General features: G+C 71.1%; 14 protein-coding genes. 6 read left to right on the top strand and 8 right to left on the bottom strand.

All coding sequences use genetic code 11. From position 1 onward, the window contains the following. Positions 1-140: 140 nt before the first annotated feature. From glgB to WBN91_RS25325, 4 genes are all read right to left on the bottom strand, one after another. The gene (glgB, locus tag WBN91_RS25310; RefSeq protein WP_337726977.1) at positions 141-2321 is read right to left on the bottom strand and encodes a 1,4-alpha-glucan branching protein GlgB; all 2181 of its coding nucleotides are present in this window, start codon (positions 2319-2321) and stop codon (positions 141-143) included. A gap of 22 nt (positions 2322-2343) precedes the next feature. Beyond that, positions 2344-3693 carry a maltokinase N-terminal cap-like domain-containing protein gene (locus WBN91_RS25315; RefSeq protein ID WP_337726980.1) on the bottom strand — a complete coding sequence of 450 codons (1350 nt, stop codon included), beginning with the start codon at positions 3691-3693 and terminating at the stop codon, positions 2344-2346. An 8-nt stretch (positions 3694-3701) separates the two neighbouring features. Next, on the bottom strand, positions 3702-5513 hold the full coding sequence (treS, locus tag WBN91_RS25320) for a maltose alpha-D-glucosyltransferase (protein ID WP_337726976.1): 1812 nt from the start codon (positions 5511-5513) through the stop codon (positions 3702-3704). Between the two features lie 91 nt (positions 5514-5604). Continuing rightward, the gene (locus WBN91_RS25325) at positions 5605-7584 is read right to left on the bottom strand and encodes an alpha-1,4-glucan--maltose-1-phosphate maltosyltransferase (RefSeq protein ID WP_337726975.1); all 1980 of its coding nucleotides are present in this window, start codon (positions 7582-7584) and stop codon (positions 5605-5607) included. 398 nt (positions 7585-7982) lie between these two features. Between WBN91_RS25325 and WBN91_RS25330 the strand changes: the two genes are divergently transcribed. The 3 genes from WBN91_RS25330 (at position 7983) to WBN91_RS25340 (ending at position 14029) form a co-directional block, all read left to right on the top strand. Then, positions 7983-10574, top strand: a complete 2592-nt coding sequence (locus WBN91_RS25330) for an NACHT domain-containing protein (RefSeq protein ID WP_337726974.1) — start codon at positions 7983-7985, stop codon at positions 10572-10574. Between the two features lie 138 nt (positions 10575-10712). Beyond that, positions 10713-13283, top strand: coding sequence for an alpha-glucan family phosphorylase (gene glgP / locus WBN91_RS25335; RefSeq protein WP_337726973.1), 2571 nt, complete (start codon positions 10713-10715; stop codon positions 13281-13283). 227 nt (positions 13284-13510) lie between these two features. Then, on the top strand, positions 13511-14029 hold the full coding sequence (locus WBN91_RS25340) for a hypothetical protein (RefSeq protein ID WP_337726972.1): 519 nt from the start codon (positions 13511-13513) through the stop codon (positions 14027-14029). A 786-nt stretch (positions 14030-14815) separates the two neighbouring features. Here the strand turns inward: WBN91_RS25340 and WBN91_RS25345 are convergent. The 4 genes from WBN91_RS25345 to glgX form a co-directional block, all read right to left on the bottom strand. Beyond that, a complete protein-coding gene (locus WBN91_RS25345; protein WP_337726971.1) occupies positions 14816-15928 on the bottom strand; it encodes a tetratricopeptide repeat protein in 1113 nt (370 codons plus the stop codon). A gap of 38 nt (positions 15929-15966) precedes the next feature. After that, entirely contained in the window at positions 15967-16353 is a 387-nt protein-coding gene (locus WBN91_RS25350; RefSeq protein ID WP_337726970.1) for a rhodanese-like domain-containing protein, read from the bottom strand. Then, positions 16350-16928, bottom strand: coding sequence for a cysteine dioxygenase (locus tag WBN91_RS25355; RefSeq protein WP_337726969.1), 579 nt, complete (start codon positions 16926-16928; stop codon positions 16350-16352). Before WBN91_RS25355 ends, WBN91_RS25350 begins: the two co-directional genes overlap by 4 nt. A gap of 1300 nt (positions 16929-18228) precedes the next feature. Next, entirely contained in the window at positions 18229-20361 is a 2133-nt protein-coding gene (gene glgX, locus WBN91_RS25360; RefSeq protein ID WP_337726968.1) for a glycogen debranching protein GlgX, read from the bottom strand. Between the two features lie 143 nt (positions 20362-20504). Here glgX and WBN91_RS25365 point away from each other — a divergent pair, with 143 nt between their 5' ends. The 3 genes from WBN91_RS25365 to WBN91_RS25375 are packed head-to-tail and all read left to right on the top strand — an operon-like array spanning position 20505 to position 23061. Further along, positions 20505-21281 (top strand): ABC transporter ATP-binding protein, encoded by a 777-nt coding sequence (locus WBN91_RS25365; protein ID WP_337726979.1) that lies wholly within the window; start codon positions 20505-20507, stop codon positions 21279-21281. Positions 21282-21335: 54 nt separating this feature from the next. Beyond that, positions 21336-22115, top strand: coding sequence for an enoyl-CoA hydratase/isomerase family protein (locus tag WBN91_RS25370; protein WP_337726967.1), 780 nt, complete (start codon positions 21336-21338; stop codon positions 22113-22115). Then, positions 22105-23061 (top strand): class I SAM-dependent methyltransferase, encoded by a 957-nt coding sequence (locus WBN91_RS25375; RefSeq protein ID WP_337729407.1) that lies wholly within the window; start codon positions 22105-22107, stop codon positions 23059-23061. Before WBN91_RS25370 ends, WBN91_RS25375 begins: the two co-directional genes overlap by 11 nt. The last annotated feature ends 1 nt before the right edge of the window (position 23062 follow it).

A 23062-nucleotide genomic window follows, 5' to 3' on the forward strand; every position in this document is an offset into this window, starting at 1 on the left:
TCGGGCAGGCCATACGGTGGGGGAACCGAGGCCCTCCACTTGTAGGTGACACCTACCGCGCGCTCCGCGCGCGAAGACCGCGCTCCGCGCGCCGGGAGCCGCGCAGCGCTCGGAAGCAGCGCTGCGCGGGCACGTCGGTGCTACTGAAGGTCCTGCGTGGCAGGGGAGTTGGCCTCAGGCGCGAGCCACAAGACCCCCGCCGGTGGTAGCTGGAGAACCGCCGAAGCCGGACGGCCGTGCCAAGGCTTCTCCTCGGCCTCCACCCCGCCCATGTTCCCGACCCCAGACCCGCCGTACACCTCCGAGTCCGTGTTCACAACCTCCCGCCACCGCCCCGCGACCGGCAACCCCACCCGATAATCATGGTGTGGCATGCCAGCGAAGTTCGCGATGCAGGCCATCAGCGACCCGTCCTCGCCGACTCGCACGAAGCTCAGCACGTTCCCCGCCGAGTCGTTCGCGTCGATCCACGAGAAGCCCTCGGGCTTGTTGTCCTGGCTGTACAGGGCCGGCGACTCGCGGTACACCGCGTTCAGGTCCGCCACCAACCCCCGAATCCCCGCGTGGTACGGGTTCTCCAGCAGGTGCCAGTCCAGGGACCGCGACTCCGACCACTCGCCCTGCTGCCCGAACTCGCCGCCCATGAACAGCAGCTGCTTCCCCGGATGCGCCCACATGAAAGCCAGCAGCGACCTCAACCCAGCCGCCTTGTTCCAGTCGTCGCCGGGCATCCTCGACCACAGCGATCCCTTGCCGTGCACGACCTCGTCATGGGACAGCGGTAGGACGAAGTTCTCGCTCCACGCGTACACCAGGGAGAACGTGATCTCGTTGTGGTGGTACGAACGGTGGATGGGTTCGCGGGACAGGTAGTGCAGGGTGTCGTGCATCCAGCCCATGTTCCACTTGAACCCGAATCCCAAGCCGCCCAAATGAGTCGGCCGGGTGACGCCGGGCCATGCCGTGGACTCCTCGGCCACCATCACGACACCGGGGTGTCGCTTGTAGACGGTCGCGTTCAGTTCCTGCAAGAACCTGACCGCGTCGAGGTTCTCCCGGCCGCCGTACTGGTTGGGCAGCCACTGCCCTTCCTGGCGCGAATAGTCCAGGTACAGCATCGAGGCCACGGCGTCGACGCGCAGGCCGTCGATGTGGAACTCCTCGATCCAGTACAGGGCGTTGGCGACCAGGAAGTTCCGGACCTCGTTGCGGCCGAAGTCGAACACCAAGGTGCCCCAGTCGGGGTGCTCGCCACGCCTGGGGTCCTCGTGTTCGTACAGGGCGGTGCCGTCGAATTTCGCCAAGGCCCACGAGTCGCGGGGGAAGTGGGCCGGGACCCAGTCCATGATCACGCCGATGCCGTGGCTGTGCAGGACGTCGACGAAGTAGCGGAAGTCGTCGGGCGAGCCGAACCGGGAGGTCGGCGCGTAGTACGACGTCACCTGGTAGCCCCACGACCCGCCGAACGGGTGTTCGGCCACGGGCATCAGCTCTACGTGCGTGAACCCGTTCTCGACCACGTACGCGGACAGCTCGTCAGCCAGCTCCCGGTACCCCAACCCGGGCTTCCACGACCCGAGGTGCACCTCGTACACGCTCATCGGCGCGTTGATCCACGCCGTGGCGTCCCGCCGGGCCGTCCACTCGTCGTCTCCCCACTCGTAAGTCGAGCGGGTCACCACGGAGGCGGTCTGCGGGGGTGTCTCGGTGGCGAACGCCATCGGGTCGGCCTTCTCGTGCCACACGCCGTCGCGGCCCAGGATGCGGTACTTGTACCTGGTGCCGGGCGGGATGTTCGGGATGAAGACCTCCCACACCCCGGACGAACCGAGCGAGCGCAACGGGTTGGCCCGGCCGTCCCAGCCGTCGAAGTCGCCGCACACCCGCACGCCGCGCGCGGTCGGGGCCCACACCGCGAACGACACGCCGCTCACGGCGCCCGTCGCCGTCTCGTAGGTCCGCACGTGGGCGCCCAGGACGTCCCACAGCCGTTCGTGCCGGCCCTCGCCGATCAGGTGCTGGTCCAGTTCGCCGACCGTGGGCAGCCACCGGTACGGGTCGTCGACCTCGACGGTCGCGCCGGGGTAGGCGACCTCCAGGCGGTAGTCGCCGGGGTGTTCGGGCAGGTCGCCCTCGAACAGGCCGTCGGCCACGCGGTCCAGGTCCCAGTGCTTGTCCCCGGCCACCAGGGACACCGCCGTCGCCCCGGGCCGGAACGCCCGCGCCACCACCTCGCCGGAGGGCAGGTGGTGCACGCCGAGCACCGAGTGGGGGTCGTGGTGCGACCCCGCGAGCAGCCGGTCGATGTCCTCCGGGTTCATCGCTCTCCCTCTCCTCGGGGACTCATCGCTTCCCCTCTCCCGTGATCCGCGCGATCGACGACAGCGGCACCGTCAACCACTCGGGCCGGTTCGCGTGCTCGTAGGCCACCTCGTACACCGCCTTGTCCAGCTCGAACGCCCGCAGCAGGTAGCCCCGCTTGCGCGGGTCGCCCACCGAGGACGCCGCGGCGTCCGCGTAGCCCTCGGTGAAGGCCGCGCGGTTGCGCCGCGACCACTCCAGCGCCCGCACCGCGAGCTGGTGGTCCTCCGGTTGCCCGACCAGCAGCTGGTGGGCCGCGTAGTCGAACGACCGCAGCATGCCCGCCACGTCCCGCAAGGGCGAGCGCAACGCCGTGCGCTCGGCGATCGGCGCGCCGGGTTCACCCTCGAAGTCGATCAGCAGCCACCCGTGGACGGTCCGCAGCACCTGGCCCAGGTGCAGGTCGCCGTGGATGTGCTGGATGGCGATCGCGCCGGGCGTGTCCCGGGCCGCCTCGAACGCCTCGCGCAGCGCCGGCACGTACGGGCGCAGCTCGGGCACCGCCGAGACCACCGAGTCCAGCCGGGCGGTCATCGCGCGCACGGTCTTGTCGATGTCGTCGGCGTCGGCGTGCTCGGTGCCCAGCGCCCGCTCCAGGTCGGCGTGCACGGTGGCCACCGCCTGGCCCAGCCGCTGCGCCTCGCCCGCGAAGTCGCCGCCCACCTCGTCGGCGTGCAGGTCGCCCTCGGCCATCAGGTCCCGGACGCTGGTGGTGGCCATCGCCCAGCCGTCCACCGCGTCGGGCAGGAACTGCTGGAGCATCCCGACCGTGGTCACCTGGCCGTCCAACCGGCCCGTGATCGACCCGAGCGGCCGGGCGATGTGCTCGCAGCCCACCCGGTGCAGGGCGCGTTGCAGCACCAGGTCCGGGTTCTCGCCCAGGGTGAGCTTGCGGAACAGCTTGAGGATGTACTGGCTGCCGAACACCAGCGACGTGTTGGACTGCTCGGCGGTGATCGGCCGGCCGCGCAGGCCCTTGTTCAGCGACACGTCCGGCTCGTGCTCGAACACCAGCCCGTCGACGGTCGCGCCGTCGGCCACCAGGTCCAGCAGCCGCCCGGCCAGCTCCGGGTCGCCGGTCGCGTCGTGGTTCTCCACGGTGTCGCTGACCAGCAGCTGGTAGGGCTCGTGCCGGTCGGACTGCTCGACCTCGACCACCAGGTGCACCAGCACCGGGTCGGCCTGGCTGAGCACGGTCGTCCGCAGTGGACGGACGCCGGTGATCCGCCGGTCCTTGCCGCCGAACCACCGCTGCGCGGGCAGCCACCCGGGCAGTTCGGCCACCACCTCGTCCACCAGGGTCGCCGGATCGGTGCTCGTCCGCGGGTTCATCTCGGTGCTCACCTCGCCTCACCCTCGTCGCCGGCCTCCACCAGCTGGAACCAGTAGAAGCCGTGGCCCGGCAGGGTCAGCAGGTAGGGCAGCTCGCCCACGGTGGGGAAGCGCACCCCGCCGGTCAGCTCCACCGGCCGGGACCCGATGTGCTCGGACAGGTCCAGCTCCACCGGTTGGGGGAACCGGGACAGGTTGTTCACGCACACCACGATGTCCTCTTGCCCGTCCGGGCGGCACCACCGCCTGCGGTAGGCCAGCACGCTGGGGTTCGAGCCGCCCAGGTCGTGGAAGTCGCCCTCGGCGAACGCGTGGTGCTGCTTGCGCACCTCGATCATCCGCCGGGTCCAGTTCAGCAGCGACGACTGGTTGTTCAGCTGTGCCTCCACGTTGAGGCCCTGGTAGCCGTACACGGGGTCCATGATCACGGGCAGGTAGATCCGCCCGGGGTCGCAGGAGGAAAAACCTGCGTTACGGTCCGGCGTCCACTGCATCGGCGTGCGCACCGCGTCCCGGTCGCCCAGCCAGATGTTGTCGCCCATGCCGATCTCGTCGCCGTAGTACAGCACCGGGGACCCGGGCAGCGACAGCAGCATCGCGGTGAACAGCTCCTGCTGGTTGCGGTCGTTCTCCAACAGCGGCGCCAAGCGCCTTCTGATGCCGATGTTCGCCTTCATCCGCGGGTCTTTCGCGTACTCGGCGTACATGTAGTCGCGTTCCTCGTCGGTGACCATCTCCAGCGTCAACTCGTCGTGGTTGCGCAGGAAGATGCCCCACTGGCAGCCGTCGGGGATCTGCGGCGTCTGCGCCAGGATCTCCGAGATCGGGAACCGCGACTCCCGGCGCACCGCCATGAAGATGCGTGGCATGAGCGGGAAGTGGAACGCCATGTGGCACTCGTCGCCGCCGACCTGGGGGTTGCCGAAGTACTCCACCACGTCCGACGGCCACTGGTTCGCCTCCGCCAGCAGCACCCGGCCCGGGTACTCGTCGTCCACGACCTTGCGGCAGCGCTTGAGGAAGTCGTGCGTGCGCGGCAGGTTCTCGCAGTTGGTGCCCTCCTGCTCGAACAGGTAGGGCACGGCGTCCAGGCGGAACCCGTCGATGCCCAGGTCCAGCCAGAACCGCAGGGTGTCCAGCATGGCCTCCTGGACGTCGGGGTTCTCGTAGTTCAGGTCCGGCTGGTGGGAGAAGAACCGGTGCCAGAAGAACTGGCCGCGCACCGGGTCGTAGGTCCAGTTCGACGTCTCGGTGTCGACGAAGATGATCCGCGCGTCCGGGTACTTCGAATCGTCGTCGCTCCACACGTAGTAGTCCCCGTACGGGCCGTCGGGGTCGGAGCGGGACTGCTGGAACCACGGGTGGGCGTCGGAGGTGTGGTTGAGCACCAGGTCGGTGATCACCCGGATGCCGCGCCGGTGGGCCTCGTCGAGCAGGTAGACGAAGTCCTCGACGGTGCCGAACTCGGGCAGCACCGAGCGGAAGTCGGAGATGTCGTAGCCGCCGTCGCGCAGCGGCGAGGCGTAGAAGGGCGGCAGCCACAGGCAGTCGACGCCGAGCCACTCCAGGTAGTCCAGCCGCGACGCGAGCCCCCGCAGGTCACCGGTGCCGTCGCCGTTGGAGTCGGTGAACGCGCGCACCAGAACCTCGTAGAACACCGCGCCCTTGAACCAGTCCCGTTCCCGCGGCACCAGCCGCGCGGAGCGGAAGTCCTCGGCCTGCGGCTCCACCAGCAGGCCGTCGGCGCCGATGGCCTCGCCGGTGTGCGGCACGCCTTCCAGTCCGGTCAGCGCGGCGTCGGGTCGGGGGTCTTCTGCCATGTGCTCCACCTCGTCCCACCTCGTCGGGGGTACGTTCGATCGTCCCCCGCGTGCGGCGCACGGGGGACTTGAGTAGTCGGGGCCTGCCCTGCTAGCTGCTGAACCTGCGCTGCACCGCCACGACGTGCGCCGATGCACGCCAGGGTTCCAGCCGGACGTAGTTGGCCTGCCCCCAGTCCCAGGTCTCCCCGGTGACCTCGTCGTGCGCGATCAGCCGTTCCGGCCAGTCGAAGCCGAGCGAGGGCAGGTCCAGCCAGATCGTGCCGTCCTGCGCGTTGTGCGGGTCGAGGTTCACCACCACGACCACCGTGTCGCCGCTGCCCGGGTCCTGCTTCGAGTAGGCGATGAGCGCGGGGTTGTCGACGTGGTGGAAGCGGAGTGTTCGCATCTGCTGCAACGCCGGGTGCGCGCGGCGGATGGTGTTCAGCTTGCGCAGCCAGGGCTCCAGGGAGCGGCCCTCGGCCACCGCCCTGGCGTAGTCGCGGGGGCGCAGCTGGTACTTCTCCGAGTTCAGGTACTCCTCGCTGCCCTCGCGCACGGCCTGGTGCTCGAACAGCTCGTAGCCCGAGTACACGCCCCAGGTCGGCGCCAGGGTCGCGGCCAGCGCGGCGCGCAGGGCGAACATGCCCGGCCCGCCGTGCTGGAGGGACTCGTGCAGGATGTCCGGGGTGTTGACGAACAGGTTCGGCCGGGCCTCGTCCCAGTGGTTCACCAGGTCGGCGCCGAACTCGGTCAGCTCCTCCTTGGTGGTGCGCCAGGTGAAGTACGTGTAGCTCTGGGTGAAGCCGAGCTTGGCCAGCCCGTAGAGCCGGGCCGGGCGGGTGAACGCCTCGGACAGGAACAGCACGTCCGGGTGGGCGTCCTTGACCGTCCAGATCAGCCACTGCCAGAAGTCCGGCGGCTTGGTGTGCGGGTTGTCGACCCGGAAGATCCGCACCCCGTGGTCGACCCAGTGCAGCACCACGCGCAGCACCTCGTTGTAGAGGCCCTGGGGGTCGTTGTCGAAGTTGACGGGGTAGATGTCCTGGTACTTCTTCGGCGGGTTCTCGGCGTAGGCGATGGTCCCGTCCGGGCGGGTGGTGAACCACTCCGGGTGCTTGAGCACCCACGGGTGGTCAGGCGCGCACTGGAGGGCGAGGTCGAGGGCGACCTCCAGGCCCAGCTCGTTCGCGCGGGCCACGAAGGCGTCGAAGTCCTCGATGGTGCCCAGCTCGGGGTGGATCGCGTCGTGACCGCCCTCGTCCGCGCCGATCGCCCACGTCGAGCCGGGGTCGTCCTCGGTGGCGTGGAGGGTGTTGTTGGGCCCCTTGCGGTTGACCCGGCCGATCGGGTGGATCGGCGGCAGGTAGGCCACGTCGAAGCCCATCGCGGCGATGCGGTCGAGCTCCTTGGTCGCCGTGGTGAACGTGCCGTGCACGGGGACGCCGGACTCGTCGACCCCGCCGGTCGAGCGGGGGAAGAACTCGTACCAGGAGCCGAAGGCGGCGCGCTTGCGGTCGACCCACACCTTCTGCGCCTTGCCCTTGGTGATCAGCTCGCGGACCGGGTGGTCGTGCATGACCCGCCGGACGTCCTGGGCCAGGGCGGGCGCGACCCGTTCGGGCAGCGGCCGGTCCTCGTCGCGCAGCGCGGCGGCGGCGTTGAGCAGCAGCGGCTTGTCCTTGCGGCGGTCGGGGCGGCGGGCGACGCGGTCCAGCAGCCGGGCGCCGTTCTCCAGGTCGTTCTCCAGCTCGCCCGCGCCCTGGCCGGCGGCGATCTTGACCTCGACGGCGTGCAGCCACGTCGACCACGGGTCCGACCAGGCGTCGACGCGGAAGGTCCACGAGCCCTCGGCGTCCGGGACGATCGTGGCGACCCACCGGTCCAGGCCGACGCCCAGCGGCGCCATGCGTGTCTGTCTGGCGACCCGGTCCCCCGGCCCACGCCACGTCACCGTGGCGGCGACGGCGTCGTGGCCCTCGCGCCACACCGTCGCCTCGACCGGGACGTGCTCGCCGACCACGGCCTTGGCCGGGTACCGGCCACCGCTCACGGTCGGGGTCACGTCGTCGATACCGAGTCGTCCGCTCATCGGCAGCGCCCCTCTCACCTGGTGTGACGCTTGCACGGTCAAGTTTGCCCGGCGCGGTCGCGCGCGTCGTCACCGGGGACTCCCACCTGGAGTTCCTACCCCGTCTGGTTGGATCGCACACTTGGGGACTTGATCGATTCCCGCGATGAGGACACCCGTCCCACTCCCCGGAACGTGTGTCACACGGTCGGGCGAGTGAACGCCGGCCGGCACTCCACTTGACTTCCCAGGTGCTCACCAACCTCGGCTGGTCCGCCGCCCTGATCACACCCGTTGTCGCGGCGCTGCTCTTCGTGCCCCGCGCGCTGTGGCGGCGGTGGCGTGACCGGATTGTCGAACGGGTGGATTCCGGACTCCGCCGTGGGGTGAGCCGTTTCGGTCGCCATTACCGGCGGTACATGTTGACCTCGTTCAGGTACGCCGACCTCAAAGGACTGTTCCTCGTCGGCCCCCACACGCCCAGGTTCGACGAGGTCTACGTGGACGTCGGCCTGGCCGCCCAGACCCCGCACAACGCGCAGACCTCCCTGCTGGCCCGATTACCCGCCGGCGACCGGCACGCCCTGACCGACCTCCTGGGCCACCCGGAACCGGTAGTGCTCGCCGTGATCGGCGTGCCCGGCAGCGGCAAGACCACCTTGCTGCGGCACGTCGCCCTCGCCGTCGCCGGGTCCCGCCGGGTCCGCCGCCGCATCCCCGTGCTGCTGTACCTGCGCGACCACGTGACCGCGATCGTCGCCGACGCGTCCCTGCCGGAGTTGGTGCGCACCCAACTCGTGCGCTTCCCGACGCCGGAGCCGCCTCAGTGGTTCGAACAGCGTCTGCGCGCCGGCGACTGCGTGGTGCTGCTGGACGGCTTGGACGAGGTGGCCTCCCCCGAGGACCGCCGCCGCGTCTCGGCGTGGGTCGAACGCCAGGTCCGCCAGTACCCGCGCAACGACTTCGTCCTGACTTCGCGCCCCCAGGGCTACCGGACTGCCCCGGTGAGCGGCGCGACGGTGTTGCAAGTGCGGGACTTCACCGACGAGCAGGTGGGCCGGTTCGTGCGCGGCTGGTACGCGGCGATGGAGCGCTTGAGCACGGGCGATGTCGGGGAGGCCGTGCGGCTGCGCGCGGAGAAGGCGGCCGACGAGCTGCTGGACAAGCTGCACGCCACACCAACTCTCGATGATCTTTCGGCGAACCCGTTGTTGCTGACGATGGTCGCCAACGTGCACCGGTTCGGCAGCAAGCTGCCCGACAGCCGGGTTGAGTTGTATCGAGAGATCTGCGAGGTCGTGCTGTGGCGGCGGCACGAGGCCAAGGACCTGCCGGTCAGACTGGACGGCCACCGCAAGGAGGTGGTGTTGCAGACCTTGGCGCACACGATGATGACCCGCCGGGTGCGTGACCTTGGTCGTGCTGAGGTGCTTGAGGTGTTCCGGCCGGTGCTGCGGCGGATGTCCACGTCGATGACGGAAGAGTTGTTGCTGGAGGATGTGAGTTCGAACGGTTTGTTGGTGGAGCGGGAGAGCGGCGAATTTTCTTTCGCCCACCAGACCTTTCAGGAATACCTGGCTGCGGTGCACGTGCGGCAGGCCGGGGATTTGTTGTCGCTGGCGGCCGTGGTGGACGACGACTGGTGGCGGGAGACGACGGTTCTGGCGGTCGCCCGGACGTTCGCCGACTCGGTGGTGCAGGCATGCCTGGAGTCGGGGACGGTGGCGGCGTTGTCGCTGGCGTACGAGTGCGCCGAGGTGTGCTCGGAGCTGTCCCCGGAGCTGCGGCGTCGACTGGATGCCTTTACGGACAGCGACGACCCCGAGCGGCGACGCTTGGCGGCCGGCATCGCTTTGACCAGGCTCATGCGAGAACGCGTGGTCGTCGGAGACGGGGTGGCCGTGTGCACCCGCCCGGTCCCCAACTCGCTGTACCGCCTCTACCAGCTCGACACCGACCGCGAGGTGCCTCCCGACCTGGACCCGGAGGCCCCCGTGCGGGGCGTGTGGGCCACCGAGGCGGCGGACTTCGCGCAGTGGGCGAGCGAGGTGGTGGGCGGCTCGACCCGCTACCGCCTACCCACGAAGACGGAGGTGAGCCACCCATCCGCACAGCGAGTGATCGGCAAGCAGGGACAGGCGTACTGGCTCGACGCCGGTGACCGGGTGCCGGACTTCCGCAGCACGCACGACTTCTACGGGCTCCTGGTGGCTGAGTACCTGGTCACCGACCTCCGTTCCGCCACGTTGCTGGACCTGCTGGAGTTGCTGCACCTCGAAGCCGTCGCCTCGTCCCACCTGGCGAGCCTGCACAACGGCGGCGCTCCGCCGATGCCGATCGAGCCGTTGCGCCAGGGCCTCGCGACACTCGGCGCCCGGGTGAGCCTGACCGGTGCGGAAGTGGCGCTCGGTGACCTCGACCTGGCTCTGACGATCGGCGCGGCGATCCAGGCGACCGAGCGGCTCCACGCCACGCTCGTCGCGGCTCGGCAGCGGCTGGCCCGTCGGTACGCGGACCTGCCGGTGGTTGCTGTGCTCGGGCTCGCGCGCGAACTGACCAGCACCGAGCGCTTCCCGCTGCACCGGGGTGACCGGGTGCCGTTCGAGGAGTCGCGGGTCGGTCGAGCGCTGGCCATGTCGTTCATGGGGCGTTCCGAAGTCGCCGATGCGTTGGTCGTCGGTGGGCCCACGCACCTGGAGATCCACCCCTTGACGCTGGTGGAGGACGCACGCGTGCTGCCGGAGAGGGTGGTCGTGCGGGACGTCGGACTGCCGGACCGGCTGCGCGCGCTCGCGGAACCGGTTTTCGCCGGCCGGCGGACGGTTACCCCCGAACTGGCCACCGCCATCCGGGTGGGTGCGGCGTTCCTCGCCGCCGATCTCCACGGGTCGGACGACGCCCTGCGGTACTGGCGGATGGCGGCCGGGGTCACGCTGCTGGAGCGGCGGGCCGCCGGGGGCGAGGACGCCGACGAGACGATCGTCCTGGCCGTCGATCGGCGGACCGGGTGAGGCTTGCCCGGGACGCTGCCAACTGTGTACGAAAGAACACGCGCGGAGCGATCTGTGCTGGTAGAGCTGGATCGGTACCTGCATCGGTTCGGGTGACCGTTGCTCCGCACCGCTGGATGGGGGATAGGGTCCGACGCCATGCGAGCACTCCGCCGGTTCACCGTCCGAGCCAGCCTGCCAGAGCCGCTGTCCGCACTGGGCACGCTCGCCCTGAACCTGCGCTGGACCTGGCACCAGCCGACACAGGACCTGTTCGCCTCGATCGACCCCGCCCGGTGGTCGGAGAGCGCGGACCCCTTGCGGCTGCTGTCCACGGTCGACCCGGAGCGGTTGGAGGGGTTGGCGCGGGACGAGCAGTTCCTCGCCCACACCCGTGCGCTGGCCGACGACCTGCACCGCTACCTCACCGGGCCGCGGTGGTTCCAGCGGCGGCAGGACGAGGTGCAGCAGCGGCGTGAGCACGGCAACTACGAGCTGAGCCCGTTGCCCTCGGCCATCGCCTACTTCTCGATGGAGTTCGGCGTCACCGAGGCCCTGCCCAACTACTCGGGCGGCCTCGGCGTGCTCGCCGGCGACCACCTCAAGGCGGCCTCGGACCTGGGCGTCCCGCTGATCGCGGTCGGCCTGCTCTACCGGTCCGGCTACTTCCGGCAGGCCCTGTCGCTGGACGGCTGGCAGATCGAGCACTACCCGGTGCTCGACCCGCGCGGCCTGCCGCTGGAGCTGCTCACCGAGCCGTCCGGCGCCCCGATCCTGGTGCACGTGGCCATGCCCGGCGACCGGGTGCTGCGCGCCAAGATCTGGAAGGCCCAGGTGGGCCGCATCCCGCTGCTGCTGCTGGACTCCGACGTCGAGGAGAACGACGAGGACCTGCGCGGCGTCACCGACCGCCTCTACGGCGGCGACCAGGACCACCGCATCCGCCAGGAGATCCTCGCGGGCATCGGCGGTGTGCGCGCGGTGCGGACGTTCTGCGAGCTGACCGGCCACCACAGCCCCGAGGTGTTCCACACCAACGAGGGCCACGCCGGGTTCCTCGGCCTGGAGCGCATCCGCGAACTGGTCACCGGCGAGGGCCTGGACTTCGACCAGGCGCTGGCGGCCGTGCGCGCGGGCACCGTCTTCACCACGCACACCCCCGTCCCGGCGGGCATCGACCGGTTCCCGGTGGACCTCGTGCAGCACTACTTCGGCGCGGAGACCCTGCTGCCGGGCGTGAACACCCAGCGCATCCTCGCCCTCGGCGCGGAGGAGAACCCGGGCCTGTTCAACATGGCCCACATGGGCCTGCGGCTCGCGCAGCGCGCCAACGGCGTGTCCAAGCTGCACGGCAAGGTCAGCCGGGACATGTTCCGCGGCCTGTGGCCGGGCTTCGACGTCACCGAGGTGCCGATCGGGTCGGTCACCAACGGCGTCCACGGCCCGACCTGGGCGGCCACCGAGATGAGCCGCCTGCTCGGCGAGTCCGACGACAGCGGCGTGGGCCTGCGCGGCTTCGAACCGGTCACCGACCAGCGCCTGTGGGAGCTGCGCAACGACCTGCGCGGCAAGCTCGTGGACGAGGTGCGCCGCCGGACCCGCGCGTCCTGGTTGCAGCGCGGCGCGTCGGCGCTCGAGCTGGGCTGGACGGACTCGGTGTTCGACCCGGACGTCCTGACCGTCGGCTTCGCCCGCCGCGTCCCGACCTACAAGCGGCTGACGCTGATGCTGCGCGACCCGGAGCGGCTGCGCGCGCTGCTGCTGCACCCCGAGCGGCCGGTGCAGCTGGTCGTGGCGGGCAAGTCGCACCCCGCCGACGACGGCGGCAAGGCGCTGATCCAGCAGATCGTGCGGTTCGCCGACGACGCCGGCGTGCGGCACCGGATCGTGTTCCTGCCCGACTACGACATGTCGATGGCCCGCTACCTGTACTGGGGCTGCGACGTGTGGCTGAACAACCCGATGCGCCCGCTGGAGGCGTGCGGCACGTCCGGCATGAAGTCGGCCTTGAACGGCGGCCTGAACCTGTCCATCCGCGACGGCTGGTGGGACGAGCTGTACGACGGCAGCAACGGCTGGGCCATCCCCACCGCGGACGGCGTCACCGACCCGACCCGGCGCGACGACCTGGAGGCCGCGGCCCTCTACGACCTGCTGGGCAGCCAGGTCGCGCCGCTGTTCTACGACCGCGGCGAGAACGGCGTGCCCACGCGGTGGCTGTCGATGGTCCGGCACACGCTGGCGTCGCTCGGCCCGGCCGTGCAGGCGTCGCGGATGGTGCGGGAGTACGTGGAGAGCCTGTACGCGCCCGCCGCGTCGTCGGCCGCGTCCGTGGTGGGCGAGGGGTACCGGGGCGCGAAGGAGCTGGCCGCCTACCGGCAGCGGCTGCGGGCGTCGTGGACGCGCGTGCGGGTGTTGGACTCGGACCTGACCCTGAACGGGTCGGCCGCGCCGCTGCTGGGCACGCCGGTCGGGGTGCGGGCGCGGATCGAGCTGGCCGGCTTGGAGCCGTCCGAGGTGGACGTGCAGGTCGTGCTGGGCAAGGTCGGCGACTCGGACGAGCTGTACGACGCCGTCACGCACACCATGCACTACTCGGGCAACGGCAACTACGACATCGAGGTGCCCCTGCCGCACGCCGGCGCGGTCGGCTACACGGTCCGCGTGCTGCCGCGGCACGACCTCCTCGCGTCACCGGCTGAGCTGGGCCGGGTCGTCCTCGCCGGCTGATCACCTGGTCGGATGACCGCCGGCGGTGACCGGCGGTCATCCGAACCGTGCCCGCTTTCATCCTTCGGTGGCGGCGTTGTGCCTTCCGGTGAACTCGTGCGAGCACGCGGGTCGGGACGACGTGAACGGGCTTACGCTTTTTTCGCGTGGAATAGGGCCCGGTCCGCCGGTGCCGTGTCCTCCGGTCCCCCGGTGCAGCGCAGAACCGTGAGAGGAAGCGTGGCCCGGTGAAGAAATTCGCGTCAACAGCTTCGTTGCTCGTCGCCCTCGTCGCCGCGACGGTCGTTCCCGCCGCGTCGGCCGAACCCCCACCCGCACCGGCCCCACCGGTCGCGTGCGCCGGCCTGGTCCAGCAGTTGTCGGACACCCTCAAGACAATCGTCGCCAAACTGACCGGCGTGCCTCCCGCACCGAGCGCCACCGCCGTGCCGTTGGGCGAGGTGCTGGGTTTGCTGGGCGCGTTGCAGGGCGCCAAGTGCCTGCCGACCCCGGCCGTGGGCGCGGCCGGTCCGGTCCCGGTGGCGCACCGGGCGTCCGAGCAGTGCCTGTCCAACACCCTGGGCGTCTTCGCGGCGACGTTCGGCGTGCTCAGCGCGGTCGTGCCGGGCGCACCGGCGGTGGCCGACGTGCCCGCCCTGCTCAAGCAGCTGTCCGCCCTGCTGAAGAACCTGGGCGACGCCCTGAAGAACTGCGGCCTGCCCGAGCCGTCCGGCGGCCTGCCGACGGTACCGACCACGCCGGTGTAGCGAGGCGGTCCGGGGATGTCGGTCGCGCAGCCCCCCACTTCCCCGGACCACGTCACTTCCAGTGGCCACCGCGGAAGAAGGTCACCCACTCGCCACCGCGTTTCAGCGGCCACACCCACCCCCGCACCGCATTCCGCCCGCAATAGGTGAGCGAAACGTTTGCGCACCACTCCTCCGGGCGATAGTTCACCCCACACCCGCCTTTGGTGAGTAATGTCGTGTGAACCGGTCGCCAAGCTTCGGGCCGGGGCGCGGGGGCCGGGGACACGCGCCGTCCCCGGCCCACTCCCCATTTCCTTTCAGCGCCGAGACCGGAAATTGTCGTACCCCCGTGGGAGAATGGAAACCGGGGGCCGGCGGCCGGCCCGCCGACGCTTGGGGCACACCCGACACGGCTCTGGCGCACGGCCGGCACCGCTCTGGGGCACCGCTCTGGGGCACCGCTGGCGCGGCTCTAGGCCACGGCTCTGCGGCAAAGCTGGTGCGGCTCTGCGACACGGCTGCGGCTGGCCCGGCTGCGGCTGGCACGCGGCCACCACCACGGCCACGGCCACGGCTGCGACACGCGGGGGCGGGCGGAGGTCGGGTGCGGCGCGCGGGCGTGTGGCCCGTGTGTGTGCGTGCGGCGGGGGTACATGCGTGCATGTGGCGGCGGGCGTGCGGCGGCGGGCGTCCGGCGTGCGGCGTCCGGCGGGCATGCGTGCGTGGGGCGTGCGGCGTGCGTGGGGCGGGCGGGCTGGTGGTGGGTGAGCCTGCGCTGGGAGTTCGAGGGGGTGCGGGGGCGGGTCAGGTGATGTCGAGGCGGGCGCTCACCTCGGCCACGCGGGGCATCCAGCCGGCGAGTGCGCGGGCCTCCTCCAGGGTCCGTCGCGCCGCCGCGTTGTCGCCGTTGGCCATCTGGGCGCGGGCCAGGGTCGCGAGGGCGTCCGCGCGGTTCAGGGTCGTCTCGGCGGTCTGCCGGGCCTGTCCGGCCAGGACGATCGCCCGCGGCACGTCGTCTTCGAGGAGGGCGAGCTGCGCCAGAGTCGCCGTCGCCCGGTAGCGCGGGTAACCCAGCTGCACCGCACCATCGGACGCTCGCTTCGCCGCACCCAGTCCGACCTCCAGCGGCAGCTGCCCGGCTTCCATCGCGTTCACCGTCGAACTGGCCATCTGCGCCATGACGAACGCCATGTCCCGCTGGTCAAGGTCGGTCCGGCCGACGAGGTTGCTGACCATGTGCAGCGCCTCGGCGTACCGGGTGCGCAGCGTCAGCACGGATACCTTCGTCCCGATCGCCGACAGCAAAGTGGGGTGCGCCGCCATCAGTCGTTCCGCGACCTTCTCGGCGCGGTCGAGGTCACCCGCCTCCAAGGCGTCGGACGCGGCGGTCACCAGGGGCGCGGCCTCCATCTCGGTCACCACCCGGCCCTTCAGGCGCGGCAGCTTGAACAGGAACCAGCCTGCGGACGTGCCGCCCGCGCCCCGGCGTGGCACGAGGGCGTTGACCAGCACGGCAGTACCGGCCACCGCCAGGCCCCGGGCGAACGGCCCGTCGAGGAACACCCAGCACGCGGCGACGGGCGACGCCATCAGCAGCACGGAGGTGCACGACGTCAGCCAGATCCGCCGCCGCACGGGCGCACGGCCCGCGGTGATGCCGACCGACATCAGCACCGGGACGGTGCGCAGCACGATCCGCAGTCCCGGCCGGTTCCACGTCCGGATCTCGCCGCCGACGCCGATCAGCACCGCCGTCACCCGCGTGCGCCACACGAGCGCCCCGAGCAGCAGCCCGATCTCCAGCAACGCCATCGCGGCGAGCGCACCGCACGCGGCTCCCGCCAGGCCGGCCGGAGCAGAGCGGTAGTCCCAGACCACCAGGACGAGGACGACGACCGCCGTCAGCACCTTCCACACAAGCCTGAAGACGCTACCGCCCGGCCGGCGGTTCCCTCTCAGGTGACGGCCTCGCTGGCACCTTCCCGAACCGGCAGCCCGGCGGCGGCGTACGCGCGGAACCCGCCGACCAGGTCGGTCGCGTTGGGGAGTCCGACGCGCTGGAGGTCGCGTGCGGCGAGGCTGGAGGCGTAGCCCTCGTTGCACAGCACGACGACGGTCGTGTCGGCGTCGAAGCCGGGGATGCGGTGGTCGCCGTTCGGGTCGAGCCGCCACTCCAGCACGATCCGCTCGATCGGCACCGATCCCGGGATCTCCCCTTCGGCGGCCCGGTTGTGGCGCGGGCGGATGTCGACGACGAGCGCGTTCTCGAGGTTCGGCAGTTCTTCGGGCGTGACCCGGCGCAGGCTCCGCCGGGCTTCTTCGAGCAGGGTTTCGGCGCTCACGGCCCCTCCTGGTCGGCGAGTTCCCGCAGGCGTTCCCACGGTAGGCGGTGCGCGGGCAGCGGGGGGATCTCGGGTGGGATGTCGAGCAGGCTCGGGTACTCGCGGGTCGGCACGAGCGGCGGCGAGTAGGCGTGCACGCTGGCCGCACCGACCGTGCCGCGGTTGACGACCTGGTGCGCACGGCCGGCGCCGAACCCGATGGCGTCCCCGACTTCCCGCGTGGCCGACCGGACCGGGCCGCCGGGGTAGCGGTAGTCCTCGTGCAGCTGTCCGGTGAGGACGGTGAAGGAGCCGGCGGCGCCGCCGTGGTCGTGGGGTTCGGTGCCTTGGCCGGGGAGCCAGGAGAGCAGCCAGAGTTCGACGCCTTCGGTCAGGCCGAGGCGGGCCCACCAGCGCTGGTCGGGGTGGTATTCGAGGACGGACAGCAGCGGGGTGGTCAGTTCGCTGGTGACGGTGGAGGTCAGTTCGCGCAGTTCACGCGGGGTCCAGAGGGCGCGGTCGGGGTGGATGAGGTCGCGCAGGAGGGGCACGTCGAGCGCTGGGTGCAGGTCGGCACGTGCGAGTGCGGAAGTCACGGTGTGGTCGCTCCTGATGGCTACGGTCGGGCACGGGGGTAGCGATCACGACGCGACGCGGCAGAGCGGGCTTCAACCCACCTCGGTACGCAGAACGGCGAACCGACCACCACGCCGCGTCCGGCTACACCCGCACGACGCCACCAACAGGAGGTCGATCGTGCGGTCACACCAGGTGAACAACAACGGGCGGGCCACGCGCGCATCCTGCCACGCCGCCAACCCTCACCGCACCCGCTCCCACCAGCCAGGATTGCCTCGCACCCCGACGCACCCACCACCCACCCAAGCCCCTGGGCACTTTGCACACGATCACCACCCGCGACCGCCTCCACGTTGGCGATCGCACCCATGTCCGCGCCGCCCCTGCGTCTACGCCTGCCTCTACGCCGCGGCCGGGACCTGTCTGACGCCTCCTCCACCGCACGTCCGGGAGATGGCTCCGGGTTGGCTCGGGTGGTGGGCTGGCTGGCGCCAGGGCTGGGCTGGAGGGCTGGGCCGGCGGACAGGCAGGGCTGCCGGGCGCGGGCTGGCGGGCGCGGGCTGGCGGGCGAGGTCGGGCGGGCGAGGTCGGGCGGGCGCGGTGCCGGTCGGTGTGGGGAATGCGGGGATGCTGGCTGGTGCGGCGGAGCGGTGCCGACGGGCGGCGTGAACGCGGCGGGCGGCGCGGACTGGCGGGAGGGCGCGGACTGGCCGGGCTGAGCGGACTGGGGGCGCGGCGCGGACTGGCCGGCGGGCGGGGGTCGGCTGGCGCGGGCTGGGGCGGGGGCTGGCGCGGGCTGGGACTGGCGCTGCGGGTGCGCGGACGGCGCGCGCGGATGCGGGCGGGCTTCGCGCGGGCGGGCTGCGTGGGCGCGGTGGGCGGCGGCGTGCGCGGGGGCGCGGGACGGCTGTCCGGGACGGCGGCGCGGAGGTGCGGCGTGGGCGCCGGGCGGCGCTGGCGCGGGGCGGGGGCAAACCCGGCGTCGCGGCGCTGGCGTGGGGCGGCGCTGGCGTGGGGCTGGGGGGCAAACCCGGCGTCGCGGCGTGGCCAGCGGGAAGGCGTGGCGGGGCGGCGTGGCTGGCAGTCGGTGCGGCGGGGCAGCGGGTGGTGTGGGTCGCGAGGGCTTGGGAGGGCTGTGCGGTGGGCGGGGTGGGGTTGGGGTGTGTGGTGGGAGGGGTGGGGTTCGGGGGTGTGGTGGGTCGGTGGGAGTGGGAGGTGGGGCCGGCTTCCCGCGTTCCTCATTCTTCGGGACGTGTGAGTTGGGAGTTGGTCGCGGATTCTGTATGTCGCTCGATCGGGTGATTGGGGAAGTGCTGGTCAGGGGCGGGATGGAGGGGTGGGTTCGGGGACTCGGAAGAGGAGTAGGGAGCGGGGGTGGAGGGTTAGGGGGGTGGTGGGGGGTTTGGGGGTGGGGGTTTGTGGGGTGCCGTCTGGGGTTGTGGTGTCCAACGCCGGGATGTAGTTGGTGCCGTATTCGGGGCCGGGGAGGGTTACTTCCTGGGGGGTGGGGGCCGCGTTGAGTAGTAGGAGCCAGGAGTCGTCGGAGACCAGTTCGCCTTCCCTCGTGCGGGAGAGAGAAGTTGAGCCGTCGATCCACATGCCTAGGAAGCGGCGGCTGTCGTCGAACCAGTCGGTCTCGGCCATCTCCTCGCCGTCTGCTCGGAACCACACCAGGTCTGGGGCGCCGGAAGGAGTTGTTCGGCCGTCGAAGAATTCTGGTTGGCGTAGGGCCGGACTGTCGGCGCGCAGGGCGATTACGCGGCGGGTGAAGGCGAGCATCGACTCCGCGTCCGGGGTCAGCTTCCACTCGACCCACGATGTCTCGTCGTCCAGGCAGTACGCGTTGTTGTTGCCGCCCTGGGTTCGCCACAGTTCGTCGCCGGCGGTGAGCATCGGGGTGCCGGTTGAGAACAGGAGGGTCGCCAGGAGGTTGCGGGCCTGGCGGGCGCGCAGGGTCAGGATTGTGGGGTCGGTGGTGTCGCCCTCCGCTCCGCAGTTCCAGGAGCGGTTGTCGTTGGTGCCGTCGCGGTTTTCTTCGCCGTTGGCTTCGTTGTGCTTCTCGTTGTACGACACCAGGTCCCGCAGGGTGAAGCCGTCGTGCGCGGTGATGAAGTTGATCGACTGCCACGGGCGGCGCAGGTCGTCGGCGTAGAGGTCCGACGAGCCCGACAGGCGGTAGGCCAGGTCGCGGACGCCGGTGTGGCCGCGCCAGAAATCCCTGACGGTGTCGCGGTAGCGGCCGTTCCACTCCGCCCACTGCACACCGAAGTCGCCCACGCGGTAGCCGTCGCCGGTCGCGTCCCACGGTTCGGCGATCAGCTTGCAGCGGGACAGCAGCGGGTCCGTGGTGATCGCGGTGAGCATGGCCGACGCGCGGTCGAAGCGGCCACCGTGGGGGCGGCCGAGTGTGGAAGCCAGGTCGAAGCGGAAGCCGTCCACGCCCAGTTCGGTGGCCCAGTAGCGCAGCGAGTCGGTGACCAGACGCACCACCTGCGGGGAGCCGGCCTCCAGGGTGTTGCCGCAGCCCGTGATGTCCAGGGTGCTGCCGCCGCCCTCGATGTGCAGGTAGTAGCCGGGCGCGTCGAAGCCCCGGTAGGACAGGGTGGGGCCTTCGGGGCCGCCCTCGCACGTGTGGTTGAACACGACGTCGATCAGCACCTCGATGCCCGCCGCGTGCAGGGCGGCGACCATCGTGCGGAACTCCTCGATCTCCCGCCCCGGCTCGCTGGCGTACCCGGGGTGCGGCGCGAAGTAGCTCAGCGGCGAATAACCCCAGTAGTTGTGCCTGCCGTCGCGGATCAGGGCCGGTTCGTCGACGAACGCGTGCACCGGCAGCAGCTCCACCGTGGTGACGCCCAGCCGCGCCAAGTGCTCGACCACCGCCGGGTGCGCCAGGCCCAGGTACGTGCCGCGCAGGTGCGGCGGCACGGCCGGGTGACGCTTGGTGAACCCCCGCACGTGCAGCTCGTAGACCACCGCCTCCTCGAACGGCACCTCCGGCTTCACGCCCGTGTCCGGCCCGCCCGGCGAGGTGACCACCGACAGCGGCACGCTGCCCAGCGAGTCGACCGACGACGGCGGACCGTGCATCGGGTCGACCGCGTACCCCAGGGCCGCCGAGAGGTCGGTGAACGCGCCCGTGATCCTCCTCGCATACGGGTCGACCAGCAGCTTGGCCGGGTTGCACCGCAGCCCCCGCGCCGGGTCGTACGGGCCGTGGACGCGGTAGCCGTAGCGCTGTCCGGGTGTGACGCCGGACACCAGGCCGTGCCACACGCCGAACGTGCGCTCGGTCAGCTGTACCCGCTGCTCGCCGCCGTCTTCGCTGATCAGGCACACCTCGACCGCGTCGGCGGGCGGCGCGGACACCGCGAACCGCACGCCACCGGCTTCGGGGTGCGCGCCCAGCGGGAACGGCCGGCCTGCGAGCAGGGAGGTGTCGAGTGCCATGCCCCCGATCTTCCCAGGGACCACCGACAAAGTGGGGATGGCCGCCCTGCCGCCTTCGTGCGCCGGGCGGTGCACAAGAATGTCGGGAGCTGGGCATCGACGGGGCGAGGGTTGGCGTGGAAAACGAAGATCTGGTCATCCACATGCAGGGTGTTTCGGTTCGACGGGGCAAGACCACGCTGGTGGGGGACGTCGACTGGAGCGTGGAGCTGGACGAGCGCTGGGTGGTGCTCGGTCCCAACGGCGCGGGCAAGACGACGTTGCTTCGGCTTGCCGCCGCCGAGCTGCACCCCACCAAGGGCAAGGTGCACCTGCTGGGCGAGCGCATCGGCAAGACGGACGTCTTCGAGCTGCGGCCCCGCATCGGGCTGTCCTCGGCGGCGCTGAACGGGCGCATCCCGGGCGAGGAGAAGGTGTCCGACCTGGTCGTGAGCGCCGGGTACGCGGTGCTGGGCCGGTGGCGCGAGGAGTACGACCAGCTGGACACGGGCCGCGCGAAGGAGCTGCTGGCCCAGTTCGGCATCGAGCACCTGGCCGACCGGACGTTCGGCACGCTGTCCGAGGGTGAGCGCAAGCGCACGCTGATCGCCCGTGCGCTGATGACCGACCCGGAGATGCTGCTGCTCGACGAGCCGGCCGCGGGCCTGGACCTGGGTGGCCGCGAGGACCTCGTGGCGCGGCTGTCGGAGCTGGCGATGGACCCCGACGCGCCGGCGACGGTGCTGGTCACGCACCACGTCGAGGAGATCCCGCCGGGCTTCACGCACGTGCTGCTGCTGCGCGAGGGCGCGATCGTGGCGCAGGGCCTGCTGGACGAGGTGCTGACCGAGGAGAACCTGTCCAAGACGTTCGACCAGCCGCTGGAGCTGCAAAAGGCGGGCGACCGGTACTTCGCGCGCCGCAAAGCTACCCAGGGGTAACCTCCCATTGGCCCATCGACGCGACGGGGCGTCGGCAGACGACACGGAGGACTTGTGGCTGAGTTCGTGAACCTCGAGGTCGAGGACGGGATCGGCACCATCCGGCTGAACCGGCCGCCGATGAACGCGCTGAACCGGCAGGTCCAGGAGGAGATCCGGGCCGCCGCGCAGGAGGCCGCTCGGCGGGCGGACGTCTACTCGGTGATCGTCTACGGCGGGCCCAAGGTGTTCGCGGCCGGCGCGGACATCAAGGAGATGGCCGACCAGTCCTACGTCGACATGGCGGCCAAGGTCAGCGCGTTCCAGTCGTCGCTGCGCGCGGTCGAGGAGATCCCCAAGCCGACCGTGGCCGCGATCACCGGGTACGCCCTGGGCGGCGGGTTCGAGCTGGCCCTGTGCGCCGACCGCCGCATCGCGGGGGACAACGCCAAGGTCGGCCAGCCGGAGATCCTGCTCGGCGTCATCCCGGGCATGGGCGGCACGCAGCGCCTGCCGCGCCTGATCGGACCGTCCAAGGCCAAGGACCTGATCTACACCGGCCGGTTCGTGGGCGCGGAGGAGGCGCTGCGGATCGGCATGGTGGACGAGGTCGTCGCGCCGGACGACGTGTACGAGGCCGCCAAGCGGTGGGCCGGCCAGTTCGTCAACGGTCCCGTGGTCGCCTACGCCGCCGCCAAGGCCGCGATCGACGGCGGTCTGGACACCGACCTCGGCAACGGCCTGAAGCTGGAGTCCCAGCTGTTCGCCGCGATGTTCGCGACCGAGGACCAGAAGACCGGCATGGCGTCGTTCATCGAGAACGGCCCGGGGAAGGCGAAGTTCAGTGGCCGTTGATCCCAAGCCGAACCCGCACGCCACCGCCGAAGAGGTCCAGGCGGCGTACAAGGACCCCAAGCTCGCCAACGTGCTCTACCACGACTGGGAAGCGGGCACGTACGACGAGAAGTGGTCGATCTCCTACGACGAGCGCTGCATCACCTACGCCACGGACCGCTTCCGGGCCGTCGCGGGCGACACCGGCCCCTACGAGCACGCCCTCGAACTGGGCTGCGGCACCGGGTTCTTCCTGCTCAACCTCATGCAGGGCGGTGTCATCGAGAAGGGCTCGGTGACCGACCTGTCGCCGGGCATGGTCGAGGTGGCGTTGCGCAACGCCAAGAACCTGGACCTGCCGGTCGACGGCCGGGTCGCCGACGCCGAGCGCATCCCGTACGAAGACAACACCTTCGACCTGGTCGTCGGGCACGCCGTGCTGCACCACATCCCCGACATCCCCGCCGCCATGCGCGAGGTGCTGCGCGTGCTCAAGCCGGGCGGCAAGTTCGTGTTCGCGGGCGACCCGACCAACATCGGCAACTTCTACGCCCGCAAGCTCGGCCAGCTCACCTGGTGGCTGACCACGAACGTCACCAAGCTCGGCCCGCTCAACGACTGGCGGCGCCCGCAGGAGGAGTTGGACGAGTCCTCCCGCGCGGCGGCCCTGGAAGCGGTCGTCGACCTGCACACCTTCGACCCCTCCGACCTGGAGCGCACGGCCCGGGGCGCGGGCGCGGTGCACGTCCGGGCGGTCACCGAGGAGCTGTCGGCGGCCCTGTTCGGCTGGCCGGTGCGCACGTTCGAGGCGGCCGTCCCGCGCGGGAAGCTCGGCTTCGGCTGGGCGATGTTCGCCTACCGCACCTGGCAGCGGCTGTCCTGGGTGGACGAGAACGTGCTCGCCAAGGTCCTGCCGCGGGAGGTCTTCTACAACGTCTCGGTGACGGGCCGCAAGCCGGTCGCCTGAC

This window comes from Saccharothrix sp. CCNWYY140, from assembly GCF_037401995.1.
Lineage (GTDB): Bacteria > Actinomycetota > Actinomycetes > Mycobacteriales > Pseudonocardiaceae > Actinosynnema.